The organism is Mucilaginibacter sabulilitoris (genome assembly GCF_034262375.1).
Classification (GTDB): Bacteria; Bacteroidota; Bacteroidia; order Sphingobacteriales; family Sphingobacteriaceae; genus Mucilaginibacter; species Mucilaginibacter sabulilitoris.
In genome coordinates this window covers 2,028,245-2,044,190 of sequence record NZ_CP139558.1, presented here as the reverse complement: position 1 = coordinate 2,044,190, position 15,946 = coordinate 2,028,245, and the positions used below count along the sequence as shown (strand labels likewise).

Annotated in this window: 14 protein-coding genes; 1 reads left to right on the top strand and 13 read right to left on the bottom strand. The window is 40.9% G+C overall.

The window, feature by feature from the left end:
• Window positions 1-7 precede the first annotated feature (7 nt).
• The 6 genes from SNE25_RS08690 to SNE25_RS08665 all read right to left on the bottom strand — a co-directional run bounded on the left by SNE25_RS08690 (window position 8) and on the right by SNE25_RS08665 (window position 5,688).
• Window positions 8-955, bottom strand: coding sequence for a tyrosine-type recombinase/integrase (locus tag SNE25_RS08690; RefSeq protein WP_321564705.1), 948 nt, complete (start codon window positions 953-955; stop codon window positions 8-10).
• A gap of 48 nt (window positions 956-1,003) precedes the next feature.
• Entirely contained in the window at window positions 1,004-1,195 is a 192-nt protein-coding gene (rpsU, locus tag SNE25_RS08685) for a 30S ribosomal protein S21 (protein WP_183568293.1), read from the bottom strand.
• 86 nt (window positions 1,196-1,281) lie between these two features.
• Entirely contained in the window at window positions 1,282-1,686 is a 405-nt protein-coding gene (locus tag SNE25_RS08680) for a hypothetical protein (protein WP_321564704.1), read from the bottom strand.
• A gap of 241 nt (window positions 1,687-1,927) precedes the next feature.
• Window positions 1,928-3,103 (bottom strand): acyl-CoA dehydrogenase, encoded by a 1,176-nt coding sequence (locus SNE25_RS08675; RefSeq protein WP_407667002.1) that lies wholly within the window; start codon window positions 3,101-3,103, stop codon window positions 1,928-1,930.
• Window positions 3,104-3,255: 152 nt separating this feature from the next.
• The gene (locus SNE25_RS08670; RefSeq protein WP_321564703.1) at window positions 3,256-4,248 is read right to left on the bottom strand and encodes a hypothetical protein; all 993 of its coding nucleotides are present in this window, start codon (window positions 4,246-4,248) and stop codon (window positions 3,256-3,258) included.
• 3 nt (window positions 4,249-4,251) lie between these two features.
• Window positions 4,252-5,688 (bottom strand): MBOAT family O-acyltransferase, encoded by a 1,437-nt coding sequence (locus SNE25_RS08665; protein ID WP_321564702.1) that lies wholly within the window; start codon window positions 5,686-5,688, stop codon window positions 4,252-4,254.
• A gap of 290 nt (window positions 5,689-5,978) precedes the next feature.
• Between SNE25_RS08665 and SNE25_RS08660 the strand changes: the two genes are divergently transcribed.
• Window positions 5,979-7,079 (top strand): PAS domain-containing sensor histidine kinase, encoded by a 1,101-nt coding sequence (locus SNE25_RS08660; RefSeq protein WP_321564701.1) that lies wholly within the window; start codon window positions 5,979-5,981, stop codon window positions 7,077-7,079.
• A gap of 208 nt (window positions 7,080-7,287) precedes the next feature.
• On the opposite strand, the gene SNE25_RS08655 is transcribed toward SNE25_RS08660, so the two are convergent.
• The 7 genes from SNE25_RS08655 to SNE25_RS08630 form a co-directional block, all read right to left on the bottom strand.
• Complete coding sequence (locus SNE25_RS08655) at window positions 7,288-7,659, bottom strand: RES family NAD+ phosphorylase (protein ID WP_321564700.1); 372 nt, start codon at window positions 7,657-7,659, stop codon at window positions 7,288-7,290.
• A complete protein-coding gene (locus SNE25_RS31845; RefSeq protein WP_407667001.1) occupies window positions 7,656-7,748 on the bottom strand; it encodes an antitoxin Xre/MbcA/ParS toxin-binding domain-containing protein in 93 nt (30 codons plus the stop codon). Before SNE25_RS31845 ends, SNE25_RS08655 begins: the two co-directional genes overlap by 4 nt.
• Window positions 7,749-7,858: 110 nt before the next feature.
• A complete protein-coding gene (locus tag SNE25_RS08650) occupies window positions 7,859-8,428 on the bottom strand; it encodes a hypothetical protein (protein ID WP_321564699.1) in 570 nt (189 codons plus the stop codon).
• A 129-nt stretch (window positions 8,429-8,557) separates the two neighbouring features.
• Window positions 8,558-12,061, bottom strand: a complete 3,504-nt coding sequence (locus SNE25_RS08645; RefSeq protein WP_321564698.1) for an FtsX-like permease family protein — start codon at window positions 12,059-12,061, stop codon at window positions 8,558-8,560.
• A 388-nt stretch (window positions 12,062-12,449) separates the two neighbouring features.
• The gene (locus SNE25_RS08640; RefSeq protein WP_321564697.1) at window positions 12,450-13,370 is read right to left on the bottom strand and encodes an IS3 family transposase; all 921 of its coding nucleotides are present in this window, start codon (window positions 13,368-13,370) and stop codon (window positions 12,450-12,452) included.
• Entirely contained in the window at window positions 13,367-13,918 is a 552-nt protein-coding gene (locus SNE25_RS08635) for a hypothetical protein (protein ID WP_321564696.1), read from the bottom strand. The genes SNE25_RS08640 and SNE25_RS08635 overlap by 4 nt, the downstream gene beginning before the upstream one ends.
• Window positions 13,919-14,832: 914 nt before the next feature.
• Entirely contained in the window at window positions 14,833-15,858 is a 1,026-nt protein-coding gene (locus SNE25_RS08630; RefSeq protein WP_321564695.1) for an NHL repeat-containing protein, read from the bottom strand.
• Window positions 15,859-15,946 lie beyond the last annotated feature (88 nt).

Genomic DNA, 15,946 nt, shown 5'->3' with positions numbered 1-15,946 from the left:
TCCTTAATTACGCCTTTGGATGGGCTTGTTTGTAAATAGACTTTAATCTTTCAACTGAATTGTGTGTATAAATTTGGGTGGCACTTAAATTGGCGTGGCCCAAAAGTTCTTTGATCGAATTTAAATCGGCCCCGTTGTTCAACAAGCTTGTTGCAAACGTGTGCCTGAGTACGTGAGGGCTTCTTTTATCCTGGGTTGATATGTTGGAGAGGTATTTATGCACTATTGAATATATTAGTTTCGGGTAAGCATCAGCTCCTTTACTTGTAACGATTAATGTTGCGGAATTGTTATCAAAATTTTGATTTTTCTTTAACTCCAGGTATTTTCCCAATAATATACGTAGCTCGGTATTAATAGGGATAATACGCTCTTTATTGCGTTTCCCAAGCACCTTCAGCGTACCCTCATAATCGTTAATATCCTGATCTTTAATGCCCAGCAATTCGGCCAGGCGCATGCCGGTACCAAAAAGCATTTCAACAACCAGCTTATCGCGCTGGCCGGTGAAATCGGCGGCAAATACTTCGTCGCTGTCAAGCATTTGGGCAAGGTGGTCGCCTTCAACTACCACCGGTAGCTTTTTTGGTATTTTTTGCGAACGTACTTTTGATGTCGGGTTTTCAGTAATAATACCCTCCTGCAATAAAAACTTAAAGTATTTGCGCAGGGTAGCCATTTTACGGTTTACAGAGCGGGCCGTAAGTTTCTGGTCTATCAATTCAACCATCCAGTTACGAATGTCATGATAGCTTATCTGGTTGGGATGGGTAACAGCTGGTTCGGGAACAATGCCGGCATTACCGGGGCTATTAAGGAAGAGCATGAACTGATCCAGATCTGATTCATAGGCAGATACCGTATGTGGAGAGTACCGCTTTTCGAATTTAATGTATTGGATAAAACGCTCTAAAAACATAAAAACTATTTGAACATCCAGACAATGAATGTACAAATAGTTTTAATATAGTGTTAAGAAATTTGAAAAAATCTTTTAAGGGATTTAGACAGTTTCTAAGTTCATATTCTGCTTGTAGATGGCATGTTTAACAACATGACGACGAGTTACAGATTTTTTTTCGAATGCCTGACGGCTGCGAAGTTCTCTTAATACGCCTGTTTTCTCGAATTTCTTTTTGAAGCGTTTCAATGCTTTGTCTAATGATTCGCCTTCTTTAACGTTGATAATGATCATAATTCCTAAATACCTCCTTTCAAGGGAGGGCAAAGTTAATCACAAATATTTGATTTTCAAACAGAAATTTAAAATTCAAAGTATCCTTAAAACTTTTTCTTTCCATTATATGAATTATCGGGGCGTTGTGCCCTCACCAAAATCTCTATAAGCTTATCTGTAATCCCATATCTCTGTTTTAGTTCATCCGCATTAATTATCTCTAAGGATTTAAAATTGGCTTCATCAATCAATGCAAGGTTTCCTGCAAAATCCCTTTTTTGCACCTTGTCATTAACTATATATTGAAAAACTGTATCGGTATTTGCTACATTATAAATACTATCGTATTGAGCGGAAATCTTTCTAAAAAACCTGACATAACGTTTTCTGGCGAAACTTTTAGATTCAATAAGTACAACACCGTCCACTCCTTCCGTGCCATAACCTTTAATAGCATCAGAGTCTGTCAACACATTAACTAATGTAACTTGGTTTGCATCATAAGCCATTAACTCTTGTCAGGAAATACGAACGCTGTCGATAAAGCATATTGGATTTTGACCTAACTTTTTTTCAGCTTTTTTAGGCCCAGGCTGAGCAAGCAACATAGCAGGAATTGAACAAATTAAAAATGTGAGGACCCCAAGAAACATACTTGTTAAAGATTTAGATTGCTTCGAATATACTACTAATTATAATATTTGTTCAGCCTGGGCTGTTACTATCACCGCATCAAATGTAATTTATATCCTACCCCCGCAGCACTTCCCTGCTTATTACTATCTTTTGTATTTCGCTTGTGCCCTCCCCTATGGTACACAACTTGGCGTCACGGTAAAATTTTTCTACCGGAAAATCTTTGGTATAACCGTAGCCGCCGAAGATCTGTACAGCTTCGGTAGCTGTACGCACCGCCACTTCAGATGCATAATATTTGGCCATGGCAGCTTGTTTGGTCACCGGCAATTGCCGGTTCTTCAAATCGGCAGCCTGCATAACCAGCAATTCGGCTGCTTCAATTTCTGTTGCCATATCGGCCAGCTTAAATGATATACCCTGAAAATTGCTGATAACCTGCCCAAATTGTTTACGCTCTTTTGAATAAGCCACGGCAGCCTCAAACGCCCCTTTGGCTATACCTAATGATAACGCAGCTATAGAAATGCGCCCGCCATCAAGCACCTTCATGGCCTGTTTAAATCCTTCCCCTTCAACCCCAAGCAGGTTTTCTTTAGGTACACGGCAGTTATCAAATATCAGTTCGGTGGTTTCTGAGGCACGCATGCCCAGTTTGTTTTCTTTTTTGCCATGCGTAAAACCCGGTGTGCCTTTTTCAATAACCAGAGTCGATATGCCATGCGAATCGCCTTTTTGGCCGGTGCGCACCATTACCACGGCTATGTTGCCCGATTTGCCGTGCGTTATCCAGTTTTTTGAGCCATTTACTACGTAATGGTCGCCATCAAGTACAGCCGTAGTACCCATGCCCAACGCGTCCGATCCGGTATTAGCTTCGGTTAGGCCCCAGGCGCCCAGCCATTCGGCAGTGGCCAATTTGGGTAACCATTTGTGCTTTTGTTCTTCGTTGCCAAAAGCAAGTATATGACCGGTGCACAAAGAGTTATGCGCCGCCAGCGATAAACCTATAGAACCGCATACTTTCGCGATCTCGGAAATTACGGTTACATATTCGGTATAGCCAAAGCCCGAGCCGCCATATTGTTCGGGTACAACTACCCCCATCATGCCAAGCTCGCCAAGTTTTTTAAATAATTCAAGCGGAAAATGCTGTGCCTCGTCCCATTCCATCACATAAGGCCTGATATTTTTTTCAGCAAAATCCCTGGCCATTTGCCCTACCATTCGCTGGTTATCATTCATAGAAAAATCGAATCCGGCAGGGGTATCAGTTAACATAGAATCCATATTTTTATAGTTGGTTACTACAAAGTAACGGATTAATTATCAGCTATGTTTCATAGTAAAGCCGTTAAAAAGAAGTACAATTTGGTATATGGTATATTTATAAGGTTTAGTTTATTTAAACATGATAATCAATGGTAATTATAGCTGAAAATTTATTTTTGATTACCCTGATCCGGGATGTGTGACGAGGACAGCCGGGGCGAAAAACGATTATGATCCGTTTTTTCGACGACAGAAACCACACTGTCAATTTCGCGTGTAAACTTTTGGGCACCCCGCTCATCAAAATGGTCGGCGTCATAAAAATCCGTCGCAAAAAATTCTTTATTATTAAGCCAGTTAAAGTAAAACACATTATTATATGCGTTACCCAACATTTTAACCACATTAATAGTTTTGTTAAGGTGGTTCCGGTTTAAACTTTGCACATAGGTTTTATATGCAGGCGAGGTGTATAACAAAACCTTAACGTGATTTTGCAGTGCATAACTGATAATTGTTTTTAAAATGCCTACATTTTCATTAAAATCATTCATGTCGGTAAAAAAGTGCCTTTTAGCGGCTATTTTACCAGAACTTATCAGGTCCTTTCTTTTGTTAAAAGTGTATTCTGTTCCCCACCCTAAGTTTGAACAAAGCACATCTGTTTCGTGGTTAACATACATCGATTTAATTCGTGCCATATTTAACCTTAATTTATTGGTCAGCAATTCGCTGTTATAGTTGTAATTATAGCTGCTGTTACCAGTGTTAATTCCGTAATAAATATTATAATCTTTTACCCGCCAGCTTTCAGCGCTATGCTCAAGCTTTCCGTATAAAGAAAAATAATCTATGGGTAATACAATCACCTTTAAATGGTGCCAGTGTTTATCGTACTTTTTTATTATTTGCCAGTCGTAAAATAACGGCTGTGAAACATAGGCGGCGTTAAAGGCTTTATTTTTCATAAACGCCGGGTTAATGCCATAATAAGAATGCGAAGAGCCTAAAACCAGTACATCTATATTATCTGAATTTTTGTCCAGGTAATGGCTTTTATATTCATAGTCATTGGGTATTCTCCTCAACAATACTTCCATTACTATAGCTGATATAATTATTGGAGAGAAAAACATGAGCACGGTAATGAGAAATCTTTTCATAATTTAAAATTGAAAATAAATGAATTGCTGCTCGGGACCGGCAAAATACCATATACCGAATACAAGCGCATAATAAAATGACCAGCGTACAAATTTTGGAAAAACAATGTTGGGATAACCCAAAGCATACTGATATTCGCGCCCCAACCACTCTATTGTTATAAAGAAGCAAAGAAACAGTACCAACACCATATTTAACCCGGTTGGGTAGGCTAAGAATGGGTTTAAAAATATTTCGGTAATATAGGTAACAGCATCCCCAACGCTGGCTGCCCTGAAAAATATCCAGGCCAGCACGGTGAGCGCGAAAGTGACCACTATACCTGCACATTCCCTGCCGGTAGGAAACAGTTTGCCTTTGGCTACAATTTCAAGATTAGTACGGTTTTTATTAAAAATAAGAAGCGGTAAAAAGTAAAAAGCATTGAGGGCTCCCCATACAATGAAGGTCCAGTTTGCACCATGCCAGAAACCACTCACCAGGAATATAATAAACGTGTTCCTGATCTTCATCCACATTCCGCCCTTACTGCCGCCCAGTGGTATATACAGGTAATCCTTAAACCACGATGAAAGCGAAATATGCCACCTCCGCCAGAACTCGGCAATATCTCTCGAAAAATAAGGGAAAGCGAAATTCCTTAATAACTCAATTCCAAAAAGCCTCGCCACGCCCAGGGCAATGTCTGAGTAGCCCGAGAAATCGCAATAAATTTGAAATGCGAATAAAATGGCCGCTATGATATGTTCCACGCCCGAAAAATGAGCGGAGTGGCCAAACACAACATTCACATAATACGAGCATTGATCGGCTATAACAATCTTTTTAAATAAGCCCCATAAAATTTGGCGTAATCCGTCAATAGCCTTTGCATAATCAAAAAAACGTTTCTTTTTTATCTGGGGCAACAAATGCGTGGCGCGTTCAATAGGGCCAGCAACCAGCAACGGAAAAAAGCTTACAAATACGGAGTATTCTATAAAGCTTTTTTCGGGCCTTATCCGACCTTTATAAATATCAATCACATAGGATAAACCATGAAAGGTGTAAAAGGAAATGCCTATAGGTAGTATCACTTTAATAGTCCATGGGTCAACCCTGAAACCGAGATGGGCCACCGCCTCTGCAAAAGACACCGAAAAGAAATTATAGTATTTAAAGAAGCCCAAAAAGCCAAGATTTACACCTATACTGGTCCAAAGCCATGCTTTTTTATGCTTATCATCTTGCGCTGCGGCAATTTTAAGACCTGTATAATAATCAAGCAGGGTTGAAAATATCAGCAGGAATAAAAACCGGTAATCCCAACAGGCATAAAAAAAATAGCTTGCAATAAGCAATAGTATGTTTTGAGCTTTTAAATTCCTATTGGTTATAAACCAATATAGTACAAAAACTATCGGCAAAAAAAGAGCAAAACTAATGGAGTTAAACAGCATACTGATAAGATTATAGGGTAAATTTATTTGAGGGTACCCTCCCAAATCATTTTAAAAGTAAGTGAATAATCGGGGGCAAAAAATGACGGTCGTCACGATCAGGAGCAATTGAACATTTAAATATCGCTACGATACAAGAATGCGCAGTTATCTTATAAATTAAAATGTGACTAATTTAACGATATACCATTATTTAAAATCCATGATATTTTCTCTAAATAATTTATTTAGGTGAATAAAATATTATTCCTATATTGTTTTATCTGGATTAAAAAGAAGAACAACTATCTATGGATGAATATTCAAAGGTCAACCACAATCCGGCTATAACCGATAACTTTAACCTGGAACTCTTTTTTGATCTGTCGGCCGATTTGTTATGCGTAACAGGGTACGATGGTTATTTCAAAAAAATAAATCCGATTGTTTCTAAAACACTGGGGTATACCTTTGAAGAATTATACTCCAGGCCGGTTTACACCTTTATTCATCCCGATGACCAGGAATTAACCGCCGAGCACCGTAAAAACCTTTTAAAAAATAACCCGCTGTTAAATTTCGAAAACCGTTATGTGACCAACGAGGGTGAAATAGTTTGGCTTTCCTGGACGTCCATGCCGGTTGAAAGCCAGCAGGTGGTATTTGCTATTGCCAAAAACATCACCTATCAAAAAAAACTGGAAGAAGACCGGAATACGCTGCTGGCCAATTTAACCAAGATCAATAAAGACCTGAAGCAGCTTAACTATACAACTTCGCATGATCTCAGGTCGCCGGTGAGTAACCTCATATCCGTTTTTCACCTGCTTGATGTTTCAAAAATTGAAGATGAAGAAACACTTGAATTTATAGACGTGCTAAAATCAGCTACCGAAAATTTAAAAGATACCCTAAACAAATATATAGATGACCTGATCAGCAAGGATATTTTAAACATACATACCGAGGAGCTTGAGTTAGAAGACTGCCTGCACGATGTAAAGAAATCATTAAGTACTTTAATATTAAATTCAGGAACAATTATTACTGCTGATTTTTCTGAAGTAAGAAAGATAAACTTTAACCGTACCTATTTGGAGAGTATACTGCTTAACCTCATCACCAACTCTATCAAATACGTTAAGGTTGGCCAGGCTCCCTTTATCACTATATATTCCCAACAGAAAAATGGTATTAATCAGTTAATATTCCGGGATGAGGGGCTGGGTTTTGATATTGATAAAGTAAAGGACAGAATTTTTGGGCTCAACCAAAAATTTCATGAACATACCGATAGCAAAGGTATTGGCCTATACCTGGTACATAATCATGTTACCAGTTTAGGCGGTAACATCACTATTGAAAGTAAGGTAAATGAAGGAACAAAATTTGTTATTTCATTTAAAAACTAATTACCCTACCCATTTAAACAGACAAAAAACACCAACATTGGCGCTTAAAACGAAAACTCCGGCTCCAATAAAAAGTATCAAACACCACTAAAACCCTTAAAACGCTACATTTGAGGTTTTTTTGTTGGATTATGATAACCGCTCATCAAAGCGAAAGGGGTGATGAGATCAATGCTGAGGTCTTTTATTTCTACGTGCATGGGATTGATCACACATTTTGAGCATATGGATCAAGTGCACAGGGTATCTCAAGGAGCAATGATTGTCCTGATGTCAGCCAGGCGTTGCCGATACGCTGTAGCAGTTGTGGTGCCGGATACCGGTCCCAATCGGCGGGAAGATCATGGCGATCCAACGTCAGGCGGCTAGCATCGTCGGGGGCGGACATCACCACCATTTGCAGGTCATGGTGAATTTCGCCGAGCTCTAAATGTACCAGCTTTTCTAAAATACAGGCCGAGGATTGCAGTGAGGAATAACGTACAGGCATATGATTATGCCAGCGTGCCGCGGAAAGCAAACCGCCCCTACCGCTCAGGTCGCGTGCGTAGCGTTCGCGAGCTATTCGATAAAGGATCATGAATAGAAACCGTATTCAATTTGATAAAGCAGATCATCAACCAAACGCAAGCCTTTTGCTGTGTCTAAGATCTCTAAAGGTAAGGGCATTTAAAAAACAGTATGGCAGATCACCTATGCAGTTTATGCAATCCTTAAAAAAAGTCTGACGGTTGACATTCGTTGGTTTATCATTACAACCGGTAATCAAAACACCATTATTAATATACCCTACTGAACATTTGAGCATGATGTTCGACACCTTCCTTCAAAATTCTATCTCTATGCTCGCAAATCATATTAGCAGCGGGTAACTGTAGTCGATCAGGGTTATTCTTATTTATGGTTAAATAGCCAATAAATTTTTCGCTTCCATCTTTAATGCGCGGAGGATACTTCGCATTCATGTTAAATGGAGAATAATCACTTGTCTTACTACCATAGATGCCATTTTCATTCCATATTGACTTGTCATTATGCGTAGATCCGTAATCACTTAGCGGGCTCCATATCGAATTTGGTTCCTCGTCGTCACATGTCATACAATCCAAAAATTGGTCATAGTTTTTACCTCCATAAATCTTTAGGGCGATATAGGAGATGGATCTTTTCATGATCAGCGAATATGCTGATTCAGGATTGGAAAAAAACAGCTCGCGGATAAGGGGCTCATTTTCGTGTAAAAAATATTTACACGAAGAGAAAGGGGTATTAGTCCAATAAAGCGCTTTAAGCAGTATATATTTTTCTCTACCTCCAACCAGGCTTTGGGCAGGGCTCCTAACGGGCAAAGTGTATTCCTCCTGCCCGTACTTATTTCGACCTTTTCAACTCATCATCCCAAATTCCTTCGTTAAATGATTCCAATATGATGATGGGGAAAAATCTTAAATAGATTGATTTAAACAAATTATATCCTATCATTCGCTTTTCAAACTTTTTACCGGGTTTGCCAACGCGGCTTTGATTGCCTGGAAACTGACCGTGAACAATGCGATCACCAGCGCTGCTAATGCGGCTATAGCAAACATCCACCAGCTGATGCTTACCCGGTAAACAAATACCTGCAGCCATTGGGTCATGGCCCACCAGGCGATTGGCGAGGCGATGATAAAAGCGATGAGCACGAGTTTTAAGAAATCCCTGGACAGCAACTGTACGATGCCCGATACGCTTGCCCCTAAAACTTTCCGGATACCGATTTCCTTGTTCCGCTGTTCGGCGCTGAAGGCAGTTAGTCCAAATAAGCCCAGGCAGGAAATTAAAATAGCGATCAGGGTAAAAGAATTGATAATCTGTGATAAGACGATATCGGTCTCGTATGCGCTCTGCATGCGTTCATTCATGAACGTATAGTCGAAGGGGGTTTGCGGCAAGTCTTTATGCCATACCTTTTGGACGGCTGCTAAAAAAGCGCCGTGGTTTTTTGTATTGGTATTGACGATCAGGTTGTTGACTTCATCTGCTTTAGGCGCATAAATGATCATAAATGAATGTATCTCATCGTGCAATGATTTGTAATTGAAATCTTTGACGACACCCGCTATTTCATATTTGCGGTTATCCTCGGCAAACAGCATCGTACCCCTCGCCTTAGCCGGATCAAGCGTCAACCGTTTCGCCAGCGATTCATTGATCAATACTTTGCCAGAATCGCCCGCCATTAGTTCCCGGCCATTGGTCAGCTTGATACCCATGGTTTTGACAAATTGCTCATCGGTGAACAGATTTTGCTGATCAACGGCATCCGCCGGGTTGCCCCCGGCTAAATGTACGCCCCAGTCATAATAAGACAAGGCGCCTAAAGTGTTACTGCTCCTGGATATCGACCTGACTTCAGCTAATTGCTTCAGGTCAGTGGCGAGGACATCCATTTTCCTGCGGGTATCATTGGTATGGAATGTCAAAATGATCTGCTGATCTTTATCAAAGCCGAGGTCGCGGTTTTTGATATAGTTCAGCTGGCTGTAAATAATGACTACCCCGGTAATCAGGATGATCGCTACCACGAACTGAAAGATCACCAATGAGCGTCGTAAGGTATGGGTGGAAACCTGGCTGGTAAAATCTCCCTTGATCACTTTGATGGCCCGGAAGGCAGACATATAAAATGCCGGGTAGCTGCCGGCTGCCAGACCGGTAACAATGACCAGGACTACCAGCATTAACCACAATCGGGGATCACTAAAAAACGATAATTGAATGTTAGCCTCGGTAATTTCGTTTAAATAAGGCAGCGCCAGCCACAACAGCGGCAAAGCAATAGCAATACCGATAAATGACAACAGGAACGACTCACCTAAAAACTGGGTGATCAGCTCATATTTCTCGGCACCGATCACTTTTCGTACCCCAACTTCTTTAGCGCGTTTCGAGGCTCTCGCTGTGGACAGGTTCATAAAGTTAATACAGGCGATGAGCTGAATCAGCACGGCGATCAAAATTAACACGTACAAAAAGGAGGCGCTGACAATTTTTCCGCTTTCCGCATCATATCCGGAGGTGGTATGTATGGCGGCGAGCGGCTGCAAATGCAACGATTTGCTCATTCCCGAGCTTTTTAGCTGATCAGCACCATATTTATTTAAGAATACCGGCAGCTTTTTTTCAAAATCCTGCACGTTGACATCAGCGCGCAGTTTTACAAACGAATTCGTAAAATTATTCCCCGCCCAGGAATTATTTGTCAGTATATCGCTGCCGTAGCCATGTTTATTCAGCCTGATGAATAGTTTAGCTGACAGCTGTGACTTTCCGGCGGTTTCATCAACCACGCCTGTGACCTTGAAATCATTTTTACCGTCGGCATCATCCATTGTGATCACTTTACCGACCGGCTCAATGTTACCAAAGAGTTTATCCGCCACCGGCTTTAGCAAAACGATCGTATTGATATCCGATAACGCGTTTACCGGTGAACCGTTGGTGAAGTGATAAGTAAAGACATCAAAAAATGTGGAATCGACCATGACAGCATCGCTTTCATAAAAGGCATTTTCCTTATAAGTCAGCAGGTGCTCTTTGATGCCCAGCGTAGGGACTACCCGGGTATATTGTATTATCTCCGGGAAATCATTTTTCATAGCCGGTGCTATCGGAGGCGATGCCGTGGCCATATTTTTTACGTCACCCGTGTGTGCTAGCGATGTGATGACCCGATAAATGTTCTTTGCATTCCGATGATGTTTATCATAGCTATATTGATCTTGCACATACAGAAGAATATATAAACAGCATAAAGTGCCGATAGCCAGGCCGATAATATTGATCAGGCTGAAAAAACGGTTTTTTAGCAAGAAACGCAGAGCAACCTTGAGATAGTTTTTGAACATAAAATTGCGGTTTAATTTTTCACGAGTCCACGTTGGGGTGGTTTCATGATCCGAAATTACCGCTGCGATCCGGGTCGTACGTCCCAGATTATAAACTGGGAACTCTTTTTTATATTCCGCCGGGCTTTTTCCTGTCATTTCTTTAAATATACGGTTAAAACTACTTTTCGAGTTGAAACCGGATTCATACGCTATCCCCAGCAACGTGATGTGGCTGTAAGCAGGGTCCTGCATTTTCCGGGTCACATCCGCAACCCGGTATTCATGAATAAAATCATGGAAGCTTTTATTAAGCGCAGTGTTGACAATACGGGATAATTCATGAGTGCTTAACTCCAGCCGTCCAGCTAATGAACTCAAACTTAACTCTGGGTCCTGGTAATAGCGGTTTTCTTTAACAACTTTCTTTAGCCACTTACCCTTTTGCTTCAACTCTGATGGCAATATTGGCTTTAACACCGGTACCGGAACTTCTTCTCTCAAAAAAGCTGTCCCCGCCATCCTGATCATCACGATAGATATGAGGAGATATAAAGGATAATAGGTCTGCACAGCAAAATAATAGTCCACGACCACGCAAGGAACCCACAATAGCCACATCCGGCTTAAGTCCGCCAGTAAGCGGTCCAGCCAACTCCACTCATACAAGAACCAGTCACTCGCATTGGCCTTAAGACGTGGCCGAAGGTCTGCGATCAGCCTGCGAGACCGGTACAAGTAAATGATTACTGAAATAATCGCCAACAACTGTAATATTTTGTCGCCCAACGGAAGCAACAAAGGGCAGAAATGCCATAAGTCCTGCCAACGAAATTGATACGCTGGCCGGGTCATTTTAAGTATATAAAAAAAGATCAGGGGTCCAAGGGCCAGTGAAGATTGCCCTGGCAGCCAAACGCTCAACCCGGTGTCAATGGTCACCAGTCGGGATAGCCACAAAACAACAATTGCCAGTGTCAGGGCGAGCAACCGGTTTGCGGTCCGGTTTATTTTTTTGAAGAATCCCAATAGCACTGCAAAAGTCAGTCCGACAGATATCACTCCCAGGCAGAGCAGGTCAAACAGCGTGATATGAAAAGTATATGCGTTCAATTAGTTTTTTTCGTCAATCGTTATTCCATTTTTACAACAGGTTGATTTATAGCAATTAACATCTTGTTTGAATTGATTAATGTACTGAAACCGGACAACGGCCCGTTCGGTTTTGTTGATAACTGACCCGTCCTGAAAAGACTATACATTTTGTTAGGTTAATCCTGATTGAACAATACATCAGATTTTGTTAATCCTGATTAGTACTGTCCTGTTCGGTTAGTAAATATAATTCATAAACGAACAGTGGCTTGTTTGTCGGGTTGGAATGTGGGAAACTCACAGAGTTTTCCATATTTCAACCCGTTTTTCTTTTTTTGCTTCTTTTTTTCTTTTTGCCGGTACCTCCTTTTTGTGAATAACAATAATGATCTACAATCGAGTTTATTTAGACAGCCTTAACTACAGGGTTTTCTTTTTGCCATTTTCGCTGATAGCTTTTCCAACGCCTTTTAAGTGCATGCTGCTGAGTATGCGCCTGACTTGGCGTTAGATAGTCACAACTGCCATGTGGCCTGACCTCGTTATAAGTCTTGATACTTTTTTCTATTTTCTGCCGGGTCTGTTCAAAGTTCAGCGAGCTACTATAGAGATTGAACTCTTCTTTAATAATCCCGTTCATCCGCTCGGCCAATGCATTCTCATATGGATCTCCGTTTTGTGTCATGCTGATTTGTACACCGTGAAACAGGAGCACGTTTACATAGTCTTTCGAGCAGTACTGTGATCCCCTGTCAGAATGATGGATAAGCAGGCGGTCATGGTATATGCGGTTATTTAAAGCCATTTGCAACGCCTCTAGGCAGCCTTGCGCCAGCATATCGTCACGGAAGCAATAACCCATAATCTTCCTGGAGAAAGCGTCTGTGATCAGCGACAAATAGCCCCATTGATTCATTACCCTGATATAAGTCATATCACTTACCCAAACCTGCTCTGGCCTTGCTACCGGCAAATCTTTTACTAGGTTATTGTATTTATCCATCCAATGCCTGGAATCTGTTGTATAAGCCTTCTTTTTACGTTGCCGGATCAATAGCTTATGAACGCCCAGCAAATCAAATAAATAATCCCTGCCTACAACAATACCATGGGATTTTAACCGGGGAGCCAGCATGTGTATCATTTTTCGGGTTCCCAGACGGGGAAGTGAGTCCCTGGTCTCATAAACCAACTGCAGGATGACGTCTTCTTTCAAAGAATCATTCTGCGCTCTCCATAAATGATCGTAATGGGCATGACGGGTCTTGCCAAACAGCCTGCAAAGAACCTCCCAGCTTAACTGGGGATAATCTTGCTTAATTATCATGACTGTTTGGCTCCAGGCTTTTTTCTGATGGCTATTTTAAATTGCTCCTCAGCAACGTCGATCAGCGTATTAAGGGCATGAATCTTTAATTGCGCTTCCTGGAGAGCTTTTTTCAAAGCCTGTTTTTCAGAATCTGCTGTATCGGGCTGTTCTGTGGCTTTTTTCTTCATCGCATTTCGAGAGTCTATGACAAGATCGGGATTTTTTCTGGAAGCTGTCTTTAGCCACCGGACTAAAACATCGCCACCCAATTCATAAGTCTTTCTAGCCTGGTGCCTCGTTAACTGCCCTTGCTGAATTAACCGTATAATAGTTTCCTTTTCTGCTTTACTCAAATGCTTTCCCTGACGCTTTGCCTGATATTCAGGCGATCCATGATCGCGCATCCAGTCTGATAAAGTACTTCTGGCTACACCATACTTTTTGGTAAACACACTTCTGGCAACGCCATGCTCAATAGCTTTGATAATCTCGTCGCGAACGGCTACCTGAAAATGACCCTGTTCCGACAAGCGAACCATTTGCATTAATTTTTCCTCTTTTTTCATCTTACACTAATAGTTTTAGTGTATAGTTTTTTTTTTTTAGGACGAGTCAAACTGACCCGTCAAACTGCCAGAATTATTGACGGAAGAAATTCGATTAATCTTATTAAGCTTTAATTTTCGTTTTATCTCATATTGGCAACGGAGCTATTTAAAGAATTCTAATAAGGAAAACCTCATAATTTCTCTATAAAGACCTATTGTTACCTTGTTGAAGTGATGGTATTTCGGTTAGACCCCATAGAATTACATTGGGAAAGAACGATTTATGCTGTCCACAAAAGAGCAATATCAGGAAAAAAAATTATCCGCTTCGGTGGATCACGCCACCCTAACGGCGTTTAATCCAATATAGATTATTTCGCGCGAGTTAAGGACATTTTCAAAGCCGCACCTACTTATTTCTATCTTACGGACAGGAAGTCAGCGGTATTTATGATAAGCATGTATAATTTCTCCTACACGTTTATTAAGAGAAACGGCCAGTGGCGAAATCATTCCGGCAACAAAATGGGAATGGCAACAGGACTTGTTGTGACAACAGCTATTGCTGTTGGAGAGCCCGTTATGTAAGGTCCTCTACTTGTAAGAATGATCAGTTAATTAACAGCGTCCACCCTGTTTTCTGGCGAATCAATTGTAAATGATTCAACTACTGATTTTGGGAATTTCGCATCATGCCAATTCGTTTTTGAAAAAATATTTCTAATTGTTTTTAATACTACCCTTGCTATCTGGATCACTGCGTTTTTCTGATAATGATGTACCATCAGTTATATAGTACTTCAATAAACTATTCCGCGCTATTCAAATAGAGCTACAACCAACCTATGAAACTTTTTAATGCCCGAAAACCTAAAATTAAAAACAGGGAAAAAAAAATTATTGCATACTTTTCTAAAGTTTCCAAATGGCTGCTACTTCAACATCAATTTACGTATCGTATGTGTTTTAGTGTCGGAAAAATACAGCGTGTTTTCATGATCGCCGAGGGCCAAACTAAAAGCGTGAACATCGGCTTTAAAACCTACGCCATCGCGGCCGTCAGGATTAGCGCTGTTGGGCCCGGCAAGTCTTGTTAATTTACCATTTGCTATACTTTCGATATAACCATCAGCCGCAAGGTAAATGGTCTGACAGTCCGCATTTAATACGATGCTTGTAATCGATCCAAGGGATAAATCCTTATGTATTTGTGCGTCTACTCCACTTGGGGTATGTTTAAAGAGCCGGCCTTTGTTAGAAAAGTAGATCACTTTATTACGCCCCACAAACAATCCTTGAAAACTGCTGCCACGCTCTGTTAAGGGAGGGAAAAGTTTATTTTCACTGTAATATGGAGCGACTCCTATTGCATATGGTGCGGTGGAGATATGCCGCGCGATCTGATAACCTCTGCTGAACCAAAAAAAATCCTGATAGGGGTCCTTTGCCAAACTTGCTTCCTCAGTGTAAGTTCCTGATGCCCGTGCCACAACATCATGATTAGCGTTATATACCCACGATTCGCTATACCCATCTAAATCACTGTTTTCCGCGCATATAATGTGCATACTTTTTTTATCGTCTTCGCCAACATACTCAGGTTGCCGTATTTCTAAATTATTAGAGTCTGGTTTAAGCATTACCGTTGATACCGTGCCATTTGCTGCTATTTTTCGTATGGCGTTATTAAACCTGTCGGCGACATACAGTGATCCGTCTTTTAATAATTGTATGCCTTCCGGAGTATTAAATCGTGCAGTACCTCCCGGTCCGTCAGTAAATCCTGGCAAGTTAGCGGCACCCGCAATGGTAACCACTTTATTAGCAGTACTGTTGACGGCTAAAAGTACGTTGTCGCTCACCGCTGATAACTCCGGTTTTGGCTCCTCGATTTTTTTACAATTTGACAGGAAGGTCATCATGGCAAGGGCTGCCACAAAGGCAAGTTTGCGTTTCATAAGGCATTGATTTAAATTGGTTTATTAAAAATACATTATATATTTTTTTACCTATATTATTTTAATAATTGTTGATCATAATGAGAAA